The 22,112-nt window shown below is 63.6% G+C and carries 21 protein-coding genes; all 21 read left to right on the forward strand.

Going from position 1 to position 22,112, the window contains the following annotated elements; all coding sequences use genetic code 11:
• Position 1 precedes the first annotated feature (1 nt).
• Complete coding sequence (gene ntrB / locus ACQK2M_RS22850; RefSeq protein WP_425419714.1) at positions 2-835, forward strand: nitrate ABC transporter permease; 834 nt, start codon at positions 2-4, stop codon at positions 833-835.
• 10 nt (positions 836-845) lie between these two features.
• Complete coding sequence (locus ACQK2M_RS22855; RefSeq protein ID WP_425419715.1) at positions 846-1,763, forward strand: ABC transporter ATP-binding protein; 918 nt, start codon at positions 846-848, stop codon at positions 1,761-1,763.
• A 22-nt stretch (positions 1,764-1,785) separates the two neighbouring features.
• Positions 1,786-2,250 carry a cyanase gene (gene cynS, locus ACQK2M_RS22860; RefSeq protein ID WP_223476499.1) on the forward strand — a complete coding sequence of 155 codons (465 nt, stop codon included), beginning with the start codon at positions 1,786-1,788 and terminating at the stop codon, positions 2,248-2,250.
• Positions 2,251-2,533: 283 nt separating this feature from the next.
• Positions 2,534-3,520, forward strand: coding sequence for a LacI family DNA-binding transcriptional regulator (locus tag ACQK2M_RS22865; RefSeq protein WP_425419716.1), 987 nt, complete (start codon positions 2,534-2,536; stop codon positions 3,518-3,520).
• Positions 3,521-3,548: 28 nt separating this feature from the next.
• Positions 3,549-4,892 (forward strand): ABC transporter substrate-binding protein, encoded by a 1,344-nt coding sequence (locus ACQK2M_RS22870; protein WP_425419717.1) that lies wholly within the window; start codon positions 3,549-3,551, stop codon positions 4,890-4,892.
• 61 nt (positions 4,893-4,953) lie between these two features.
• Complete coding sequence (locus ACQK2M_RS22875; RefSeq protein ID WP_425419718.1) at positions 4,954-6,258, forward strand: carbohydrate ABC transporter permease; 1,305 nt, start codon at positions 4,954-4,956, stop codon at positions 6,256-6,258.
• The gene (locus tag ACQK2M_RS22880) at positions 6,258-7,487 is read left to right on the forward strand and encodes a carbohydrate ABC transporter permease (RefSeq protein ID WP_425419719.1); all 1,230 of its coding nucleotides are present in this window, start codon (positions 6,258-6,260) and stop codon (positions 7,485-7,487) included. Before ACQK2M_RS22875 ends, ACQK2M_RS22880 begins: the two co-directional genes overlap by 1 nt.
• Positions 7,488-7,489: 2 nt before the next feature.
• Positions 7,490-8,776 carry an MGH1-like glycoside hydrolase domain-containing protein gene (locus ACQK2M_RS22885; protein ID WP_425419720.1) on the forward strand — a complete coding sequence of 429 codons (1,287 nt, stop codon included), beginning with the start codon at positions 7,490-7,492 and terminating at the stop codon, positions 8,774-8,776.
• Between the two features lie 9 nt (positions 8,777-8,785).
• Positions 8,786-9,832: an ABC transporter ATP-binding protein gene (locus ACQK2M_RS22890; RefSeq protein WP_425419721.1), complete on the forward strand. Its 1,047-nt coding sequence runs from the start codon at positions 8,786-8,788 to the stop codon at positions 9,830-9,832.
• A gap of 115 nt (positions 9,833-9,947) precedes the next feature.
• Positions 9,948-11,282 (forward strand): 8-oxoguanine deaminase, encoded by a 1,335-nt coding sequence (locus ACQK2M_RS22895; RefSeq protein ID WP_425419722.1) that lies wholly within the window; start codon positions 9,948-9,950, stop codon positions 11,280-11,282.
• A gap of 9 nt (positions 11,283-11,291) precedes the next feature.
• Positions 11,292-12,257 carry an isopenicillin N synthase family dioxygenase gene (locus ACQK2M_RS22900; RefSeq protein ID WP_425419723.1) on the forward strand — a complete coding sequence of 322 codons (966 nt, stop codon included), beginning with the start codon at positions 11,292-11,294 and terminating at the stop codon, positions 12,255-12,257.
• Positions 12,258-12,558: 301 nt separating this feature from the next.
• A complete protein-coding gene (locus ACQK2M_RS22905) occupies positions 12,559-13,671 on the forward strand; it encodes a BMP family ABC transporter substrate-binding protein (protein WP_223476508.1) in 1,113 nt (370 codons plus the stop codon).
• Between the two features lie 64 nt (positions 13,672-13,735).
• The gene (locus ACQK2M_RS22910) at positions 13,736-14,842 is read left to right on the forward strand and encodes an ABC transporter permease (protein ID WP_223476509.1); all 1,107 of its coding nucleotides are present in this window, start codon (positions 13,736-13,738) and stop codon (positions 14,840-14,842) included.
• Positions 14,839-15,759, forward strand: a complete 921-nt coding sequence (locus tag ACQK2M_RS22915) for an ABC transporter permease (protein ID WP_425419724.1) — start codon at positions 14,839-14,841, stop codon at positions 15,757-15,759. Before ACQK2M_RS22910 ends, ACQK2M_RS22915 begins: the two co-directional genes overlap by 4 nt.
• Positions 15,760-15,772: 13 nt before the next feature.
• A complete protein-coding gene (locus ACQK2M_RS22920; protein ID WP_425419725.1) occupies positions 15,773-16,789 on the forward strand; it encodes a formamidase in 1,017 nt (338 codons plus the stop codon).
• 4 nt (positions 16,790-16,793) lie between these two features.
• Positions 16,794-17,525: a cysteine hydrolase family protein gene (locus tag ACQK2M_RS22925; protein ID WP_425419726.1), complete on the forward strand. Its 732-nt coding sequence runs from the start codon at positions 16,794-16,796 to the stop codon at positions 17,523-17,525.
• Positions 17,525-19,075 carry an ABC transporter ATP-binding protein gene (locus ACQK2M_RS22930; protein ID WP_425419727.1) on the forward strand — a complete coding sequence of 517 codons (1,551 nt, stop codon included), beginning with the start codon at positions 17,525-17,527 and terminating at the stop codon, positions 19,073-19,075. The genes ACQK2M_RS22925 and ACQK2M_RS22930 overlap by 1 nt, the downstream gene beginning before the upstream one ends.
• A gap of 1 nt (position 19,076) precedes the next feature.
• Positions 19,077-19,757, forward strand: a complete 681-nt coding sequence (locus tag ACQK2M_RS22935) for a cysteine hydrolase family protein (RefSeq protein WP_425419728.1) — start codon at positions 19,077-19,079, stop codon at positions 19,755-19,757.
• Entirely contained in the window at positions 19,754-19,942 is a 189-nt protein-coding gene (locus ACQK2M_RS22940) for a DUF4089 domain-containing protein (RefSeq protein WP_223476515.1), read from the forward strand. The genes ACQK2M_RS22935 and ACQK2M_RS22940 overlap by 4 nt, the downstream gene beginning before the upstream one ends.
• A complete protein-coding gene (locus tag ACQK2M_RS22945; protein WP_425419729.1) occupies positions 19,939-21,345 on the forward strand; it encodes an AtzE family amidohydrolase in 1,407 nt (468 codons plus the stop codon). The genes ACQK2M_RS22940 and ACQK2M_RS22945 overlap by 4 nt, the downstream gene beginning before the upstream one ends.
• A 2-nt stretch (positions 21,346-21,347) precedes the next feature.
• Positions 21,348-22,109: a 5-formyltetrahydrofolate cyclo-ligase gene (locus ACQK2M_RS22950; RefSeq protein WP_223476517.1), complete on the forward strand. Its 762-nt coding sequence runs from the start codon at positions 21,348-21,350 to the stop codon at positions 22,107-22,109.
• Positions 22,110-22,112 lie beyond the last annotated feature (3 nt).

Raw genomic sequence — 22,112 nt, forward strand, 5'->3', positions numbered from 1 at the left:
CATGGACCGCCTGTCGACCAACCAGAGGGCAGCGATCCTGTCCTTCATCATCCTGATTGCCGGCCTCCTGATCTGGGAGGCCGCGATCCCCGGTCAGAAGGCGGCCACCGAACTGACCGAATATGAACGCCTGACCGGGGGCGGCGCGCCGAAGGCCGGCGTTCCGCCGCCGAGCCAGGTCCTGCAGAAGGCCTGGGAACAGCTTTCCAACCCGTTCTACGACGCCGGCCCCAACGACAAGGGAATCGGCATCCAGATCGCCTATTCGCTCTACCGCGTCCTGACCGGCTATTTCCTCGCGGCGCTGGTTGCGATCCCCATCGGCTTTCTGATCGGCATGAGCCCGGTTGCCTACAAGGCGCTGAACCCGTTCATCCAGGTCCTGAGACCGATCTCGCCGCTCGCATGGATGCCGCTGGCGCTGTTCATCATCCAGGACTCCAACGCCTCCGCCATCTTCGTGATCTTCATCTGTTCGATCTGGCCGATGCTGATCAACACGGCCTTCGGCGTCGCCGGGGTCCGATCCGACTGGGTGAACGTGGCCCGCACGCATGAGCTGGGCGCCTTGAAGACCGCGCTCACCGTCATCCTGCCGGCCGCCGCACCGACCATCGTGACCGGTATGCGGATTTCCATCGGCATCGCCTGGCTCGTCATCGTGGCCGCCGAGATGCTCGTCGGCGGAACCGGGATCGGCTACTACGTCTGGAACGAGTGGAACAATCTCGACCTGACCTCCGTCATTTTCTCGATCCTGATGATCGGCGTCGTCGGCATGGCGCTGGACGCGGCTTTCGGCCGTCTGCAGCGCGCCGTCGCCTATGCCGAGTAAGGAGAACTTCGTGTCAAACGCATTCCTATCGATCGAAAACCTCACCCAGCGTTTTCCCGCCGGCAAGGGCGAGAGCCTGACCGTCTTCGAAAACGCCAGTTTCGGGATCGAAAAAGGCGAGTTCGTCTGCATCCTCGGCCATTCCGGCTGCGGCAAGTCGACGATCATGAACATCCTGGCCGGACTTGCCGAACCGACATCCGGCGCCGTTCTCATGGACGGCAAGGAGGTCTCCGGGCCGAGCCTCGACCGCGGCGTGGTATTCCAGAACTACTCGCTGCTGCCTTGGCTCTCCGCGCTGAAGAACGTGACCTTCGGTGTCGCGGCGCGGTACCCGGAATGGTCGCGGTCGAAGGTCGTCGAGCATTCGACGCAGTACCTCGCCATGGTCGGGCTCGAGGGAGACACGATCCATCGCAAGCCGGCGCAATTGTCGGGCGGCATGCGCCAACGCGTCTCGATCGCGCGTGCCTTTGCCAATCACCCGAAGCTCCTGCTGCTCGACGAGCCGTTCGGTGCGCTCGACGCGCTGACGCGCGGCACGATCCAGGACGAACTCCTGAAGATCTGGAGCGGCACGTCGCAGACGGTCTTTATGATCACCCACGACATCGACGAGGCGATCCTGCTGGCGGACCGGATCCTACTGATGACGAACGGGCCCTATGCGCGCGTTGCGGAGTCGGTCGAGATCACCATTCCGCGGCCGCGCAAGCGCGACCAGATCATCGACCACCCGAACTACTACGCGATCCGCAATCACCTGGTGCACTTCCTTGCCACGCGCTCGAAGGAACTGGCCGGACAGCAAACCGGAAGCGACAGCAACACGCCGCAGACCGTGCGCATCGATCTCCTGGAAGAGACCAAGGGCGATGAAAGCGACGATCCCCGACATGGCGCGCATCTGCGCGCGGTAAACGAATAGGAAAACGAGGAACCTTACTGCCATGACTATCGAAATTCCCCAGATGCTGACCAAGGACGACGTCGCGCTGATCATCCTGGCCGCCAAGAAGAAAGCCGGCATGACCTGGGAGGAAATCGCCGACAAGATCAGCATGTCCGCTGTCTGGACGCATTCGGCCTGCGTCGGCATGAACGCCATGCCGAAGGAGAAGGCGCAATCGCTCGTGCAGGTGCTCGGCCTGCCGCAGGAGGTGATCGACGTGCTGGCGGAAAGCCCGACCAAGGTCTGGGAACAGACCGTGCCGACCGACCCCTGCATCTACCGCTTCTACGAGATCGTCGGCGTTTACGGCCCGACGCTCAAGGCGCTGATCCACGAGGAATTCGGCGACGGTATCATGTCGGCGATCGACTTCGACATGAACGTGACCCGCGTGCCGAACCCGAAAGGCGACCGCGTGAAGGTCGAAATGTCCGGAAAGTATCTGAGCTACAACAGCTGGTGAGGCGAGCCCGCCATCGTTTCGACGGCCCGCGCTGGACCTCCTGCGCGGGCTTTTTGTTGCTGCTTTCCGGCCCGTGCATTTGCTCGGCTCCGGCACCGCGAAACGGCGGAATTCCGCCTCTGTGACAACGCCCGACAGGTTCTCCGCCGACCGGCCAGAAGCCCAGGCGACGGCACCCAGGCTCTCCCGACAACAGCTTACAGCTTGATTCCGAAAGCGCTTTCGGAATAGCGTCTCGGTCATGCGGGAGGTGAGCCTGAAGTCTTTGTCCAGGCAACTCGGGTTGACCGAAGGTACGGTCTCCCGGGCTCTCAACGGTTATGCCGACATTTCAGCGAAGACACGCGAGCGGGTTCGCGACGCCGCGGACCGGCTGGGCTACGAGCCGAATTCGGCCGCCAGGCGGCTGGCGCTCGGCAATGCGGAATGCATCGCCTATGTCATGCCCTGGCAGAGCACCCATATCGCCGACCCGTTCCTTGGTGAGCTGCTGGACGGTATTTCGGCGGTTCTGTCGGAACGCCGATGGGACCTCAGCGTCGCCGCGCCGCGCTCGCAGGAAGAGGAAGTGGCCACGATCGAGCGGATCGCAAAGGCCGGGCGCGCGAACGGCATCGTGATTTCGCGCACGCTTGGCCACGATCCGCGCGTCGAGACGATGCGGGCGATGAAAATTCCCTTCATCACCCATGGCCGGACCACGAATTCGGACGATCACGCCTGGCTCGACGTCGACAATTTCGAAGCCGCGCGCTTCGCGACCGCCCACCTGATCGGCCTGGGCCACACGCGCATTGCCCATATCCACGGGCCGCTGAGATACAATTTCGCGGCCGAACGCCTGAAGGGATACCGGCATGCGCTCACCGAGGCAGGTCTTGCAACCGACCCCGCGCTCGAAGCGGCATCCGAAACGACACTCGAAACCGGCTACACCGCGATGCAGGCGCTTCTCGACATCGCGGACCGTCCCACGGCAGTCGTCTGCGTCGCAGACATGGTCGCCATCGGCGCGATGAAAGCCATTCGCGAGGCCGGGCTGGTTCCGGGCCGCGAGATCTCGGTCATTGGATATGACGGCATTCCGATGGGCGAACACACCCATCCGGCGCTGACGACGATGGCGCAACCGCTGAGAAGTGCGGGAAGCCAGCTGGCGTGGATGCTCATGGCCGTTATCGCCGGAGACGACCCGGCATCGCAACAAAAGATCATTCCGGCGGATCTTGTAAGGAGGCAAACGGATTCACCGCCAATTAGAAACGCCTGAAAACAGGCAGATTATTAGGGAGAGACATATGAAAAATCTGAAGATTGCCACCGGTGCATTGCTGCTTTCGGCAAGCGCCATCACCATCGCCCAGGCCGATACGATCCGCTTCTGGACGACGGAGGAACAGCCCGAGCGCCTCGCCGTCCAGGAGAGCATCGCCGCGGCATTCAAGGAAAAGACTGGCCACGACGTTGAGGTGATCCCGGTCACGGAATCCGAACTCGGCACCCGCGCCACGGCGGCCTTCGCCGCCAACGACCTGCCGGACGTCATCTACACCACGCTGCAATATGTCCTGCCCTGGGCGGAAGCCGGCATTCTCGATGTCGAGACGGATGACGAGATCGTCGAGGACCTCGGTGTCGACACCTTCGCGCCCGGTCCGATCTCGATGGCCGATTTCGACGGCCTGACGGCTGCCGTGCCGGTCGATGGCTGGACGCAGATGATCGTCTACCGCAAGGACCTCTTCGACGAGGCCGGCCTCGACGCGCCCGATTCCTATGAGGACATCGAAGCCGCGATCGCCAAGCTGCACAATCCGCCGGAGATGTACGGCTTCGTCGCCGCGACCAAGATCGACGAGAACTTCATGAGCCAGGTGCTGGAGCATGTCTTCCTCGCCAACGGCGTCACGCCGGTCGACGAGAACGGCTTCAAGCCGCTCGACGAAAAAGCGACGACCGAGGTACTGGACTTCTACAAGGCGCTCGCCGAGGCATCGCCGCCCGGCGAATTGTTCTGGAAGCAGTCGCGCGAGCTCTACTTCTCAGGCAATGCGGCGATGATCATCTGGTCGCCCTTCATCCTGGACGAGCTGGCGGGCCTGCGCGATTCCGCACCGCCGACGATCAACGACGATCCGACCTCGACCGAACTGGCCTCGAAGACCGACGTGGTCACGACCTTCTCCGGCCCGTCCAATCCTGACGGCGCGGCCTGGGCCGACGTGCGCTATTTCGGCGTGACGGCGGACGCGAATACCGACGTCGCCGCCGATTTCGTCAAGTTCTCCATGAACGAAGGCTATCTGGACACGCTGTCGATGGCGCCCGAAGGCAAGTTCCCGGTCCGCAAGGGCACGCCGGACGAGGCTTCGAAATTCGTCGACGGCTGGGCCACGCTGCCTGTCGGCGTCGACCGCAAGGCGCCGATGTCGGAACTCTATCCGGCTGAAACGGTGGGCCGCATCACTTCCGGTCTCGAAACCGCGGCACGCTGGGGCGTCAAGGAGAACCAGCTCTCGCTCGCCTCCAAGATGATCAACAGCCAGATCATCAATCAGGTCGTGCGCCAGTATATCGACGGCGAGATCGACGCGGCGGCGGCCGTTTCGAAGCTCAACGACGAACTGGCTGCCATCAACTGATCGACAAGGTGGGCCGGCCCGCAGAAGGCCGGCCCGCCATCATGCGGCGGGATAACGAGACATGACCGACCTGACGGACAAGGAGGGCGCAGTGGCGCCGCCCGACCGGCTCGGCCCGATGGCCCGGCGGGAGATGGGGCTTGCCTATGGCATGCTGCTTCCGACCTTCGCGATCGTGCTGGCCATCGTGCTCGGACCGCTGCTCGCCAATTTCTGGATATCCTTCAAGCCGGTGGGCCTCGGCGACCTGCGCCCGGCGGCGCTGTTCGTCAACGAACGCCTGCGCGGCGACCTGGACGAACCGGGCGCCACGGCGAGGCTGGAATACCGCCTTCGCAATTCCTCGCAGGACAAGGTCATCCATGCCGCAGGCTTTACCGACACCCTTCCCGAAGGACTGACGGTCACCGGCCAGCCCGACGAACGATGCAAGGTGACGGACAGCGTCATCACCTGCTTCCTCGGCGACATCGAGCCGCGCCATCGCGAGACGATCGCGATCGAGGTGACGGCCGATGGGGGCTACGTCGCCAACCCCGTCAGCCCGCGCGACAGCGAGGCGCAGTCCTCGGGCACGTCCGACAACATCCTGACCAACTTCGACTTCACGCTGGAAAACTTCTCGCGCATCTTCTCGTCGTCCGACTTCTGGTCGGTGCTTCGGGTGACGCTCTACTACACGATCTTCGGGACGGCAGGCGCGTTGGTGGTGGGGCTGTTCGCCGCCCAACTGCTCAACACGGCCTTCAAGGGACGGTCGATCCTGCGCGGCCTTTTCCTGTTTCCCTATGTCGCGCCGGTGATTGCCGTGGCCTTTACGTGGATCGTCCTGCTCGATCCGTTCTCGGGCACGCTGAACTCGATCCTGCGACAGATGGACGTGATCGACGGGCCGATCAACTTCTTCGGGCAGCGGTCCGTCCCGCTTAATCTGTTCGGGCTCACAATCGATTTCCCGGTGGCGCTCTCGACGGTGATCGCCTTCGAGGCGTGGCGCTATTTCCCGTTGTCATTCCTGTTCATCCTGGCGCGCATGCAGTCGCTTTCCTCGGAAATGTACGAGGCCGCCGAGATCGACGGCGCGACCCCGCTGCAACAATTCTGGTACATCTCGCTGCCGCAGCTCGTCGGCATTCTCGCGGTCCTGTTCCTGCTGCGCTTCATCTGGACCTTCAACAAGTTCGACGACATCTTCCTTTTGACCGGCGGGGCGGCCGGCACGCGCACGCTCACGGTCGACGTCTATGAACAGGCCTTCGCCGTTTCCAATCTCGGCGCGGGGGCCGCGGTTGCCGTGGTCGTTTTCATCGTCCTGCTCCTGTTCTCGCTGGTCTTCTTCAAATACTCGCCGAAGGATGAAGGCTGATGCGGATCGGAACAGGTTTCTTTTCGGGCATTGTCATCGGCGCCATCTGGGGCCTTGTCTGGATGGTGGTCATCGCCATCACCTTCATGCTGGTTTCCGGCGCGATCACCCGGCCGCCGGTCGGCGCGGCGGTGCTGGCCGGCGCGGGCGCGGGCGCGCTGCTGACCGTGATCGATCCCGAACGCCGGACGCCCGGCCTGCAGATCGGCACGGTGGCGCTGATCGTCATCGTCCTCGCCGTCGCCACGCTCGGCGCGCCGCTCGGCCTGCCGCTCTCGGCCGTGCCCGCCTATCAGATCGTCGCGATTGCGGCGATCGTCGGCATGATCTGGCTGTCGGTCTCCTATTGCACGAGGGGTATCAGCGGCGGGCGGCTGTCGCGCTACCACCTGGAGGTCGTGTTCATCCGGCTGATGAAGGGGCTCGGACTGGTGTTCTTCACCGTCCTCGTCGCGCTGCCATTCTACGTCATGGTAATGACGAGCCTGAAAAGTCAGCAGTCGCTGATCGCCAATCCGCTCGATTTCTCGCTCGATTTCGCGCAAGGCCCCGCCGGGCTGTTCCGCTCCTATATCGAGCTGTTCTCGACCTATCATTTCGGCACCTTCCTGACGAACTCGGCGATCGTCTCGGTGGCGACGGTGATCATCACCCTGTTCTTCGCCGTGCCCGGCGCCTATGCGGTTGCGCGGCTGCGGTTTCCCGGTCAGGCGTTCCTGTCCCAGTCGATCCTGTTGATCTACATGGTGCCGGCCATCGTGCTGGTGATCCCGCTCTATGCCGCCTTCTCGCAGCTTGGCCTGCGCAACACGCTGACCGGGCTGATGATCGTCTATCCGGCGACGACGATTCCCGTCGCGCTCTACATGCTGCAGGGCTATTTCCGAGGCATTCCGTCGGAGCTGGAAGAAGCCGGGCTGATGGACGGGCTGACGCGGATCGGCGTGATCCTGAAGATCACGCTGCCGCTGTCGCTTCCGGCGCTGGCCTCGGTCGCGCTCTATGTCTTCATGATCGCGTGGAACGAGTTCCTCTTCGCCTTCATGTTCCTCGACAATGTCGACATCTTCACGCTGTCGCGCGGTGTCGTCTCCCTCAACTCCTCGGAAGTGCCCCGCCAGCACCTGATGGCCGGCGCCGTGGTGGCGACGATCCCTGTGCTCGTCATCTTCTTGTGGTTCGAACGGTTCCTCGTTTCCGGCCTGACCGCCGGCAGCGTGAAAGGTTAGGTATGCAAAAACTTCGGCAATCCGCCGAACGGGCGAAAGAGATCCTGCTGGCGAACGATCGGGGCGGTTATACCGTGCCGACCGCCGGTCTCTATCCCTATCAGTGGAACTGGGATTCGATCTTCGCGGCGCTCGGCTTCGCCGTCTTCGACCGGGCGCGCGCATGGCAGGAGATCGAGACGCTGTTCGACGCCCAATGGGCCGACGGCATGGTGCCCCATATCGTCTTCCGCAAGAACGATCCGAGCTATTTCCCAGGTCCGGGGATCTGGCAGTCCAACACCGATCCGATGTCGTCGGGGCACTCCCAGCCGCCGGTTGCGGCGAGCGTGATCCTGACGCTGGCGAAGACCGGCGGGGCGGACGACATCGCCCGGGCGCGGCGCCTGTTTCCGAAGCTGGTCGCGTCGCACCACTGGTGGCACGATTATCGCGATCCGGACAGGACGGGCCTCGTCGGGATCATCCATCCCTGGGAATCGGGCCGCGACAACTGTCCGGACTGGGATCTCGGCATGGACAGGATCGTCGTGCCCGACGATCTGGGCCCCTATCACCGCCGCGACACCGATCATGTCGATGCAGACGAGCGTCCGACCGTGCAGCAATATGACCGTTACCTGACGATCGTGAAATTCGGCCGGGAATGCGGATGGGACCATCGCAAGATCGCTGCCGAAGGCCCATTCTTCATGGCCGATCCCGGCGTGCAATTCACGCTGATGCGCGGCGACCGGGATCTACTCGAACTCGGCAATCTGCTTGGCGAGGATTTCGACGCCGGCGAGATCGAGGACTGGATCGCCCTGTCGAAGGAAGGCGCGCAACAGATGTGGCGGCCGGATGCCGGGGCGTTCGTCGCTCGCGAATTGCGCAGCGGAGACCTGTCCACGGCGCTGACCAATGCCTCGATGCTCGCCTTCTACGCCGATGCGGGAACGCCCGCGCAACTTTCCGAACTTGCCGGGCATGGCGGTGAAATCCTCGATATCTGCGAATACGGTTTCCCGAGCTGGGATCCGCGCGACGAAGCGTTCGAATCGCGGCGCTACTGGCGCGGGCCGGTTTGGAGCGTGATGAACTACATGATCGCCATCGGGCTCGAAGAGCATGGCCATGCGGCAATGGCCGCGCGGCTGCGCGACGATTGCCTGCGGCTGCCGGACCGTTCCGGCTTCTATGAATATTTCGATCCGATGACGGGCGAAGGCCTGGGGGGACCCGACTTCACCTGGACGGCGGCGATCTATCTGACGCTTGGCGGCGGCCGTGCCGCCGGGGACGTGTGAGGAGAAAATATGGGCGCGATCCAGCTTGAAAAGGTCGAGAAGTGGTTCGGCAATGTACAGGTGATCAAGGGCGTCGACCTTGAGATCCTCGACGGCGAACTCGTGATCTTCGTCGGTCCGTCCGGCTGCGGAAAATCCACCCTCCTGCGCCTCATATCGGGGCTCGAGGAAACGTCACGCGGGCGAATTCTGATCGACGGCGAGGATGTGACGGCAAAACTGCCGTCCGAGCGCGGCCTGTCCATGGTGTTCCAGTCCTATGCGCTCTACCCGCACATGACCGTCGGCGAGAATATGGGCTTCGGCCTGAAGACGGCGGGGGAATCGAAATCCGACATCGCCTCGAAGGTCGGCGAAGCGGCGCGCATCCTGAAGCTGGAAAACCTGCTCGACCGGAAGCCGAAGGCGCTTTCCGGCGGTCAGCGCCAGCGTGTCGCCATCGGACGGGCGATCACGCGCGAACCGCGCGGGTTCCTGTTCGACGAACCGCTGTCGAACCTCGACGCGGCGCTGCGCGTCGAGATGCGCTTCGAGATCGCCAAGCTTCACGAAACGCTCGGCACGACCATGGTCTACGTCACCCATGACCAGGTCGAGGCGATGACGCTCGCCGACCGGATCGTCGTTCTGAAGGACGGCGTCATCATGCAGGTCGGGGCGCCGCGCACGCTTTACGAGAAGCCGGACAACCTGTTTGTGGCGCAGTTCATCGGGTCGCCGAAGATGAACGTCCTGCCCTGCGAGACCGACGGGCAGACCTATCGCATCCCCGGTCACGGGACCGGCCCGTATGACCGCGCGCAACCGGCCGTAAAGCTCGGGATCAGGCCTGAACATATCGGCCTGACCGACCCCGAGGGGGCCGTCTGCACCGGCAAGGTCGAGGTCGCCGAATATCTCGGCGCCGACACCTATCTTTATCTCGACTGCGCGGAAGCCGGACAGGTCATCATCCGCACATCGGACGTCCCGGAAGACATACGCGGCAAGACCGTCGGCTTGCAATTCGAGCCGGAACGCCTGCACTTCTTCGGCGAGGACGAACAGGCGCTCTAGGCAGTCCGCGCGCCCCTTCCTGCCCAATCTTTAGGCTTTGAGCGCGCCCGAGAGTGTGATTTGTTGCAGTGCAAAAGAACGGGTGCCGACCCGTCGGACATTGGGGCGAATGCGCATGCGACTGTGGATCATGAATCCGTTGGCCATTCTGGCGGACGATGCGGGTGGCGGACTCGTGGTCGAGGGCGGACGGATCGTCGAACTGGTGCCGGCCGGCCGCGAGCCGCTGCAAACGGTCGATGAGCGTTTCGACGCCAGCCGCCATGTCATCATCCCCGGCCTGATCAATACGCATCACCATTTCTTCCAGACTCTGAGCCGGGCGCATCCCAAGGCCTATAACAGCGAGCTGTTTCCCTGGCTGGTCGCACTCTATCCGATCTGGGGGCGGCTCAATCGCGACATGTTCCGCATCGGGGCGCGGCTCGCCATGGCGGAATTGCTGCTGTCGGGCTGCACGACCGCGATGGATCACAACTACATGGTCTTCAAGGGTCTTGAAGACGCCACCGATATCGAGGTCGAGGAGGCGCGGGCGTTGGGTCTTCGCGCCACGATCACACGCGGCTCGCTGTCGCTTTCGCAAAAGGACGGCGCCGTGCCACCGGATCACATCGTCCAGGACGAGGAGACGATCCTCGCCGACAGCGAGCGCGTCCTTCAAACCTATCACGACACGTCCGACGGAGCGATGACGCAGATCGCGCTCGCGCCCTGCGCGCCTTTCAATGTCTCGCGGGAGGTGATGCGCAGCAGCGCGGAGCTCGCGGACCGTTATGATTGCCGCCTGCACACCCATCTCGCGGAGACGGAAGACGAAGAGGCGTTCTGCAAGGCGACCTTCGGCTACCGCCCCATCGACTGGCTGGAGGATTGCGGCTGGCTGCAGCCGCGCACATGGCTGGCGCACGGCATCCATTTCACCGCGGACGACTGCTCGAAGCTCGGCCATCACGGTGTCGGCGTGTGCCATTGCGCCACGTCGAACGCGGTGCTCGCCTCCGGCTTCTGCCCGACGCTGGAACTGGAAGCGGCGGGAAGCCCGGTCGGCCTCGGCGTCGATGGCTCGGCCTCGAATGACGGCTCCAACCTGATGGAAGAAGTGCGCCACGCGCTCATGGTCAACCGTCTCGGCTATCGCTCTGCCGACAAGGTAACCCATCGCGACGCGCTGCGCTGGGCGACCAAGGGCTCGGCGCGCTGTCTCGGGCGCGACGACATCGGCGAGATCGCGCCCGGCAAACAGGCCGACCTCGCGCTGTTCACGCTCGACGAGATGCGCTTTTCGGGCCAGCACGATCCGATCGCCGCGCTCGTGCATTGCGGCGCGACGCGCGCCGATCGCGTTATGGTGGCTGGCATCTGGCGGGTGATCGACGGCGCGATCCCCGGTCTCGACGTGTCCGCCCTGATCGCCGAACACACTGCCGCCGCGAGAATTTTTGACTGAGGAAATCCCATGACCGAGAAAGCAATTCCCGTAATCGACATGCAGCCGCTGTTCACCGGCGGCGAGGCCGGACGCCAGCTCGTCGCGGACCAAATTGGCGAAGCCTGCCGCGGCATCGGCTTCTTCTACGTCACCGGACACGGCGTACCATCGGAGTTGCGCCAGGATGTCTTCGACGTTGCGGCAAAGTTCTTCTCGAGCCCGGAGGAAGACAAGCGCAAGGCGCTGTTTTCCGTGGCGACCGGCAATCGCGGATTTATCCCGATGAAGGGCGAGTCGCTCGATCCGAGCAAGGCACCCGATCTGAAGGAGGCCTTCAACATCGGGCTCGATCTTCCGTCCGACGATCCCGAGATCATCAATGGCGCGATGTTTCGCGCCCTCAATCGCTGGCCGGAGATGTCGGGTTTCCGTGAAACCATGCTCGCTTATTTCAACGCGGTCTGGTCGTTGGGTTGCAAGTTGCACGAGGCCTTCGCCACGGATCTCGGCATTCCGACGGATTTCTTCGAGGACAAGCTCGACCGGCCGCTCGCGACGCTGCGACTGTTGCACTACCCCGGACGGCCGGTTGCGCTGGACGAGGAAGGCCAACTCGGCGCAGGCGAGCACACCGACTATGGCTGCGTCACGCTGCTGGCGACCGACGAGGTCGGCGGTCTGGAAGTGCGGACGCGCGACGGCGAGTGGCTTTCGGCTCCCTATATCCCGGATACCTATGTCTGCAATATCGGCGATTGCCTGATGCGCTGGACGAACGACACCTACGTCTCGACCCCGCACAGGGTCGTCAGCCCGCCCGGACGCGAACGCTACTCCGTAGCCTTTTTCCTCGACCCGAACCCGGAAGCGATCGTCGAATGCCTGCCGGGCTGCGCAACCGCGGAAAACCCTGCCAAATATCCGCCGATCCGCGGCGACGACTACCTGATGAGCCGGCTCAACCCGACCTACGAGAAGAGCGGCCTGGTCTGAGGCGACAAGGCACGCCTCCGGGTCCGGGAGTCAGGATTCCCGAATTGTATGCCGAACGCATTTCCGTGCCTATATTATAGGCATTTCTATTTTTGCGTCTAATTAATAAACTTCCATGGTGCTGCCCGCCCTTGTGGCCGATCCGGCCGAAAAGCCCGAGCAACACCAATTCCCCTTAAAAATCAAAATGTTGCAATTTCCTCGCGCTGCGACGGAGATTTGGCATGTGGATTGCCTGACCCTTTTCAGGAGGCGCTGTGCAGCGCGTCATCCGACAGGGAAGCAAAACAGGAGCCTGAACATGGCAAATTACGGTGTATCAAGACGCACATTGCTCAAGGCCGGCGCGGCAGGCCTGGCTTCGACCGCTCTGCCGCTCGGCGCGATGCGGTCGGCGCAGGCCGCCGACGTCATTCTAGGCGCGGTCTATGTCGGCCCGCGCGACGATTTCGGCTGGAACCAGGCCCATGCGGTCGCGATGGACATCCTCAAGGGGGTCCCGAATGTCGAGGTCATCGAGGAGGAAAACGTTCCGGAGACCGACGCCGTGGCCAAATCCATGGAGTCGATGATCAATCTCGACGGCGCCAATCTGATCCTCGCCACCTCGTTCGGCTACTACAATCCGTTCGTCGTCGATCTGGCGAAGAAATATCCGGACGTGCAGTTCCGTCACGCGGCGCCGCTGTGGAACGCCGATACCGACCCGAAGAATGCCGGCAGCTATTTCTGCTACCTGAACCAGGCGCATTATGTGGATGGCGTCGCCGCCGGCCTGTCCACGACGACCAACAAGATCGGCTTCGTCGCCGCCAAGCCGATCCCCACGGTGCTCTCCAACATCAACTCGGTTCTGCTTGGCGCGCGCAGCGTCAATCCGGAAGCGACAGTACAGGTGATCTTCACCGGCGAATGGTCAATGCCGGTTCGCGAAGCGGAAGCCGCCAACGCGCTCGCCGATGCGGGCTGCGATGTCCTGACCTGCCACGTCGACGGGCCGAAAGTCGTCATCGAGACGGCCGAAGCGCGCGGCGTGAAGAGCTGCGGCCACAACGCTTCGCAGGCGCCGCTCGCGCCGAAAGGCTTCATCACAGGCGCGGAATACAAGTGGGAAACCATCTACACCATGTATGCCGATCTGCTGGCAGCGGGCGAGGAACTGCCGAACTTCGTCGCCGGCGGCTACCACAACGACATGGTCCGCAACACGCCCTATGGAGCTGGCGCGACACCGGAAGCCATCAAGGCGGCCGACGCCGCCATCGAGGCGCTCAAGGCCGAAGAGCCGATCTATGTCGGTCCGCTCAAGGACAACAAGGGCAATGTCGTCATCGACAAGACCTACGACAATTACGATCCGACACTCGACGGCATGAACTACCTGCTGGAAGGCGTTTCCGGCTCGATCACCTGATCGCATCATGCGCTCGGGGCGGCTTCGGCCGCCCCTCCCTATCTCCATTTTCGGCGGCAGGCAGATGACGGCAGTCACCACAGACACTCCGGTCCGGTTGACCGACAGCACCAAATTGCGGGCATGGGCCGAGGCGGTCGCCATCCCTGTCGGCGCGTTGCTGGTCTCGGCGCTTATCTTTTCACTCTTCCTGCTCCTGCTCGGCAAGTCGCCGGTAGACTACTTCCAGTTGCTTTGGCGCGGCGGGTTCGGAACGTCCTTTTCGATCCAGAACACGCTGCAACGCGCAGCGCCGCTGATCCTGTGCGGTCTGGCCTTCGCAATTCCCGCCCAGATCGGCCTGACGATGATCGGCGCCGAAGGGGCGCTGGTGCTGGGCGGCTTTTCCGCCGCCGCCATCGCCGTCCCGCTGGTTTCCGGCGGCGTGCCGTCCATTCTCACCATGCCCCTCATGGCGCTCGCCGCCATGGCCGTTGGCGGAGCGTGGATCGGCATCGTCGGCTGGCTGCGCCATGCGCGCGGTGTCAACGAGACGATCTCGTCATTGCTGATGACCTATATCGCCATCGCCATCATGAATTTCTTCGTCGAAGGCGCGTTGCGCGATCCCGGATCGGCCAACAAGCCTTCGACCATGCCCATCGGCGAGGATTACATGGTCGGCTCGATCCCCGGCACCGACATCCACTGGGGGTTAGCCGCCGGCATCGTACTCGCCATCGCTCTTCAAGTCCTGATGACACGGACCACATTCGGATTTGGAGCACGCGTGACCGGCGGCAATCCCCGCGCAGCGCTGGCGCAGGGGCTTCCCGTCGGCACGCTGGTCGTAGCCTGCACGGCGATCGCGGGCGCCTGCGCCGGCCTCGCCGGCTATTACGAGGTCGCCGCGATCCATGGCCAGGCGAACGCGTCGCTGGTCGCCGGTTACGGCTTCACCGGCATCCTGGTTTCCTTCCTCGCCCGGCACAATCCGGTTGTCGTCGTGCCGGTCGCAATCATGTTCGGCTCCATCGCCGCCTCCGGCGGGTTGATCCAGCGCCGCATGGACATGCCCGACGCCACGGCACTGGTGCTGCAGGGCATCATCTTCGTGGTGCTTCTGACCAGCGAGACGCTGTACGGGCGCTTCGCCATTTTCCAGCCGAGGACGGGGACGGAACGGACATGAGCGACGGTATTCTGGCCACGATCCTGATTTCCATGCTCGGTGGCGCGATCCGGGTTTCGACGCCCTTCATGTTCGTCGCGCTCGGCGAAACGCTGACCGAGAAATCCGGCCGCATCAATCTGGGCCTCGAAGGCAATCTCGTGCTTGGCGCCATGGTCGCCTACGCGGTCTCCTATCACACCGGAAATCCCTGGCTCGGCGTGCTCGCCGCCGGCTTGTCCGGCGTGTTCCTGGGCTCGATGCACGGCCTCATCTGCTCGCTGCCGCGGGTCAACGACATCGCCGTGGGCATCGCGATGATGTCATTCGGCACCGGCGTCGCGTTCTTTTTCGGCAAGCCCTATATCCAGCCATCGGCGCCACGCCTCGAGGCGCTGCCGCTTGGCGGCTGGAGCGACAATGCCAGCCTGCGCCAGGCGCTCGACATCAACCCGCTCTTCTTCGTCGGCATTCTCGTCGCGCTCGTGATGTGGTGGGCCTTCGCCAATTCGCGCTGGGGCCTGATCGTGCGCATGACGGGCGATTCCGAGCCGGCGGCCCGCGCGATGGGCGTGCAGCCCTACCAGGTGCGCATCGCCTCGACGGCGATCGGCGGCTTCCTCGCCGGTGTCGGCGGGGCGTTCCTGTCGCTCTCCTATCCGGGAAGCTGGAACGAAGGGCTCTCGTCGGGCCAGGGTCTGATGGCCGTCGCGCTCGTCATCTTCGCGCGCTGGAACCCGCTTCGCTGCATCGTGGCCGCCCTGCTGTTCGGCGCGGCTGGCGCGATCGGTCCGGCATTGCAGTCCGTCGGCATCAGCCAGGGCTACTACTTCTTCAATGCCGCGCCCTACATCCTGACGCTTTTCATCATGATCGCATCGGCGCGGTCGTCTTCCTCGGCACGCGAAGCGCCGGGCGAACTTTCGATCACCAAATAGAAGGGACCGGCTCATGAGTGCACTCGGCGGACTGAACAAGACACCGAACGGCGTGGTGATCGGGCTGGTGCAGCTGCAATTGCCCGTCGTCGAGACGCCGGCCGACCTTGCGGCGCAGACCGATAAGGTCGTCGCCATGGTCGCCAAGGCGCGGCGCAACATGGCGACCATGGATCTCGTCGTCTTTCCCGAATACGCGCTGCACGGCCTGTCGATGGATACAAATCCGGAGATCATGTGCTCTATCGACGGACCGGAAGTGGCGGCGTTAAAGCAGGCCTGCAAGGACAATGCGATCTGGGGCTGCTTCTCGATCATGGAGCACAATCCCGGCGGCATGCCCTATAATTCGGGTATCGTCATCGACGACCAGGGCGAGATGCAGCTCTATTACCGCAAGCTGCATCCCTGGGTGCCGGTCGAACCGTGGGAGCCGGGCGATCTGGGCATCCCGGTGATCGACGGGCCAAAGGGCGCGAAGCTCGCCCTGATCATCTGCCATGACGGAATGTTTCCGGAAATGGCGCGCGAATGCGCCTACAAGGGCGCGGAGATCATGCTGCGCACGGCGGGCTATACCGCGCCCATCCGCGACAGCTGGCGCTTCACCAACCAGGCAAACGCCTTCCAGAACCTGATGGTGACCGCAAATGTCTGCATGTGCGGTTCGGACGGAACCTTCGATTCCATGGGCGAAGGCATGATCGTCAATTTCGACGGCACGGTGATTGCCCATGGCACGACGGGACGGGCGGACGAAATCATCACCGCCGAAGTGCGGCCCGATCTGGTGCGCGAGGCGCGCAAATACTGGTCGGTCGAAAACAACATCCACCAGTTCGGCCATCGCGGCTATGTCGCCGTGAAGGGCGGAGCGGGCGATTGCCCCTACACCTTCATGCAGGACATGGTGGCCGGGCAATACAAGCTGCCCTGGGAGGACGAGGTGGTTCACACCGACGGCACGTCCTGCGGCTTCCCCAAGCCCGACCGCCTTTACGGCGAAAAGGCGCGCGAGGCGGCGGAGTAGAATCATGGACAAGCTCGGCGACGAACGGATCGAGGCGGCGCTGATGGCCAATGCGCGGACCGTGGACGCGGACCCTTATCCCTGGCCATTCGACGGCGATCTTCGCCCAGAGAACACGGCGATCGTGGTGATCGACATGCAGACCGATTTCTGCGCCCCCGGCGGCTATGTCGATTCCATGGGCTACGACCTGTCGCTGACGCGCGCGCCGATCGAACCGATTGCGGCACTGCTGGATGGCGTCCGCGCAAAGGGCTTCACCGTCATTCACACCCGCGAGGGCCACAAGCCGGACCTCTCCGACCTGCCGGCGAACAAGCGCTGGCGCTCGCAGCGCATCGGCGCGGGGATCGGCGACCAGGGGCCATGCGGCCGCATTCTCGTGCGCGGCGAACCGGGCTGGGAGATCATTCCGGAACTTCAGCCCGTCGCCGGAGAACCGATCATCGACAAGCCGGGCAAGGGATCGTTCCTGGCGACCGATTTCGACCTCGTGCTGCAGACGAAGGGCATCCGCAACATCGTGCTGACGGGCGTGACGACGGATGTCTGCGTCCACACCACGATGCGCGACGCCAATGATCGCGGCTACGAGTGCCTGCTGCTCTCCGACTGCACGGCCGCGACGAAACACGAAAACCATCTCGCCGCGCTCGACATGATCAAAATGCAGGGCGGTGTCTTCGGCGCCGTGGCGACCAGCGCCCAATTCCTCGAAACCGTGGAGACGATCTGATGGATAGCGCGGTCCTCACCCCCGAAGCGCCGGCGGAATCGAAGCGGGCCATCGGTATCGAGACGGTCGGCATGTCGAAGATCTTCGGCTCGCTGGTGGCGCTCGACGATGTGTCCATCAAGGTCCAGCCCGGCGAATTCCATGCGCTGCTCGGCGAGAACGGGGCCGGCAAATCGACGCTGGTGAAATGCATTATGGGGTTCTACCAGCCGACGCACGGGCAGTTGCTCGTCAACGGACAGGAGACGCCGATCCGCCATCCGCAGGATGCGCACTCCGCCGGCATCGGCATGGTCTACCAGCATTTCACGCTGGTGCCCTGCCTCACAGCGGCGGAGAACATGGTGATCAGCCGCGCCAACGTGCCGGCCGTGATCGACTGGAAGAAGGAGATCGGCGATCTCGAAGCCTTCATGGACCGCATGCCGTTCCGGGTGCCGCTGACGGAGCCGGTCGCAACGCTCTCCGCCGGCGAAAAGCAGAAGCTCGAGATCCTCAAGCAGCTCTATCTCGACCAGCATTTCCTGATCCTCGACGAGCCGACATCGGTGCTGACGCCCGGCGAGGCCGACGAGGTGCTTGGCCTGCTCCACGACATGGCGCGGGCGGGTGACATCACGGTCCTGATGATCACGCACAAGTTCCGTGAGGTGAAGGCGTTCACGGACAATGTCACGGTCCTCAGGCGCGGCAAATATGCCGGCGGCGGCAAGGTCGGGGATCTCTCCACCGAGGAGATGTCGCGCATGATGATCGGCGAAGCCGAAATCCGCAAAAGCGCCGAGCGAAAGGCCGGTGTCGAAAGCGCGGTGAACGTCGAACTGGCGGGCGTCGTCGTCAAGGACGAGGAAGGGATTCCAACGGTTGACGGCGTCAATCTCAAGGTCGCGGGCGGCGAGATCGTCGGGATCGCGGGCGTGTCCGGCAATGGCCAGTCGGAACTGGTCGAGGCCCTGTCCGGCCAGCGGCCCATTGAGGATGGCGGCGTCTTCATCAACGGCAAGCCCTTCGACTGCTCGCGCGCCGGCTACGACCTATTCAAGGTGTTCGGCCTGCCCGAGGAACCCCTGCGCAATGCGGCGGTGCCGCGCATGAGCGTGGCGGAGAACATCGCGTTCCGCACCTTCGACAAGCCACCGGAGGCAAATGCCGGATGGTGGCTGAAACCGACCGCCATGAAGACCCGCGCCGCAGGGCTGATCGAGCGCTACCGGGTCAAGACGCCGTCCACCGACACGCCGATCGAGAACCTGTCCGGCGGCAATGTGCAGCGCGCCATCCTGGCGCGGGAGCTTTCGCACGAGGTCAAGGTGCTGATCGTCGCCAATCCGTGCTTCGGCCTCGATTTCGCCTCCGTGGCCGAGATCAGGGCGCAGATCATCGACCAGCGCAACAATGGCGCGGCGGTGCTGCTCGTCTCGGAAGATCTCGATGAGATTCTCGAACTGTCAGACCGCGTGGCGGTGATGTCGGAAGGCAAGATCACCTATGTCTCGCCGATCGGCGAAACCGACCGCAACACCATCGGCACCTACATGGCGGGGCATTGAGATGGTAAGCGTCAAGGCACGGCCCTACGACTTCATGCTCAAGCCCGGCAAGACCGCGCTCGTCGTCATCGACATGCAGCGCGACTTCATCGAGCCGGGCGGATTCGGCGATGCACTCGGAAACGACGTCTCGCGTCTTTCGGCGATCATTCCCGACACGGCGGCGCTGATCGCGCTGTTTCGCGAACGCGGCTGGCCGATCGTGCATACGCGCGAAGCGCATCGCACCGACCTGTCCGATTGCCCGCCCTCCAAGATCCGGCGCGGCAACGCGGCGATTAAGATCGGCGAGGAAGGGCCGATGGGCAGGCTGCTGGTAACGGGCGAGCCGGGCAACCAGATCGTACCGGACCTCGCGCCGCACACCGGCGAGATCGTCATCGACAAGCCCGGCAAGGGCATGTTCTGGGCGACCGGGCTGCACGAGAAGCTGCGCGGCGCCGGCATAACCCATCTGGTCTTCGCCGGCGTGACGACCGAGGTCTGCGTACAGACCTCGATGCGCGAGGCCAATGATCGCGGTTACGAGTGCCTGTTGATCGAGGAAGCCACCGAAAGCTATTTTCCCGAGTTCAAGGCGTCGACGATCGAAATGATCGTGGCGCAGGGTGGCATCGTCGGATGGGTCGCTTCGCTCGATGATCTGCGCGCGGCGCTGGAGGAAGCGGAGGCGACGGCATGACCGACGACAAACAGGAAATCGACAGCCTGATCGATGCGATGGCGGCCTATCTGGGCCTGCCGGTCGAGGAGGCCTATCGCGCCGGTATCGCGGGGCATCTGGCGGTGGCGCATACGATCGCGCAGGACGTTCTCGCCTTCGAGACGTCGGACGAGGCCGAACCGGCGCCGGTTTTCAAAGCATGACCGATTTTACCGGAATGACCGGCGCGGACATCGCCGCAGCCGTCAGGAACGACTCCATGACGGCGCGTGCGGCCGTTGAGGCTTCGCTCGCGCGCACCGAAGAACTCAATCCCTCGCTCAACGGATTTACCGCGATCACGGCGGAGCGCGCGCTTTCCAGGGCGGATAGCGTGGATGCCGATATCGCTGCCGGGCGCGACCCCGGACCGCTTGCCGGCGTGCCTTTTGCCGTCAAGAACCTGTTCGACGTGAAGGGAATTTCGACGCTCGCGGGCTCGAAGATCAACCGCGATCTGCCGCCGGCCGGCGAGGACGCGACCCTGATCCGGCGCATGGAAGCCGCAGGCGCCATCCTTACCGGCGCGCTCAATATGGGCGAATACGCCTACGACTTCACTGGTCAGAACGTTCATGACGGCGCGTCGCGCAATCCGCATGATCCCGATCACATGTCGGGCGGGTCTTCGGGCGGGTCCGGCACGGCGACGGCGTCGGGCATGGTGCCGATCACGCTTGGTTCCGACACCAACGGGTCCATCCGCGTGCCGTCATCGCTGTGCGGGCTGTTCGGACTGAAACCAACCTATGGACGCTTGTCGCGCGGCCGGACCTTTCCTTTCGTGGCAAGTCTCGATCATCTCGGCCCGATCGCCCGTTCGACTGCCGACCTCGCGCTTTCCTACGATGCGATGCAGGGGCCCGATCCGCATGATCCCGCCTGCTCGGATCGCGCCGTCGAACCGGTTACAGGCGAACTGGACCGGGGCATCGAAGGGCTGAGGATCGCGAAAGCGGGCGGCTATTTCGCGTCGGGGGCATTGCCCGAGGCCTTTGAAGCCGTGGAGCGTGTCGCCGCCGCGGTCAACACCACACGGACGGTGGACATCGACGACGCGAAAGCGGCACGCGGCGCGGCCTATCTGATCACCATGGCCGAGGGCGCATCGCTGCATCTCGACCGGATGAGAACCCGCCACGCCGATTACGATCCCGACGTCCGCGACCGGCTGATCGCCGGCGCCATGATCCCGGGCGCCTGGGTGACCAAGGCGCAAAAGCTGCGCCGCATCTTCCGCGATACCGTCTTGAAGCTGTTCGAGGAGGTCGATGTGATCCTGGCGCCGGCGACACCCTGCCGCGCGCCTAAGATCGGCCAGCAAACCATGGTGCTCGACGGCGTCGAGATGCCGGTCAGGCCGAATATGGGGATCTTCACACAGCCGATTTCCTTCATCGGTCTGCCGGTCGTTTCCGTGCCGGTCTGGACCGACGGAGAAAAGCTGCCGATCGGCGTGCAGCTTATCGCTGCGCCGTGGCGCGAGGATATCGTCCTGCGCCTTGCGCATCATCTGGAGAAGACAGGCGCGGTCTGCGCGCCAGTCGCGAAGCATCAAGGGAGCTAGATATGGAAAAGACCGGACGCTGGGCCGGACGCAACAGCAACAAGGACTCGTTGCGCAGCCGCATCTGGGATTCGCTCGATTCCGGCGGCATGGCGATGGGGCCGACCTGGAGCCATATCCCGAACTTCATAGGGGCCGACAAGGCCGCATGGCATCTGGCCCAGACCGAGGAGTGGAAACGCGCCAAGGTGGTCAAGTGCAATCCCGATCCGCCGCAAATCCCGGTTCGGCTGCGCGCGCTCTATGAGGGCAAGATGCTCTATGCACCGGTCCCCTACCTGACCAAGGAGTTTCCCTATCTGAAGATCGACCCGGTCAAGCTTCAGGAAAAGGGCATTTCCTTCGAGCTGGCGGCGACGTCCGGCGGCTATCTGATGTATGGCGAACGGGTCGATTTCGTGGATGTCGAACCGCTCGATTTCTGCGTTGTCGGGTCGGTGGGCGTCAGCCGGGCCGGCGGGCGGACCGGCAAGGGCGCCGGTTTCGCGGACCTGGAGACCGGTATCTTCCGCGAGCTCGGCATCATCGGTCCGGACACGCCGATGGCGACGACCGTGCATTCCTCGCAACTGGTCGGCGACGACGAAATCTTTATGATGGCGCATGATTCGCCGCTGGATTTCGTGGCGACCGAGGAGGAACTCATCGTGACGAACAACAACATGCCGCGGCCAAAGGGCGTCGCGTGGGAGTTCGTCCAGGATGACCAGTTCGAGACCATTCCGTTCCTGAAATCGCTGCGCGACAGGATGGAGGCGCAATAGGCG

It is taken from the genome of Oricola indica (assembly GCF_965227485.1).
Taxonomy (GTDB): domain Bacteria; phylum Pseudomonadota; class Alphaproteobacteria; order Rhizobiales; family Rhizobiaceae; genus Oricola; species Oricola indica.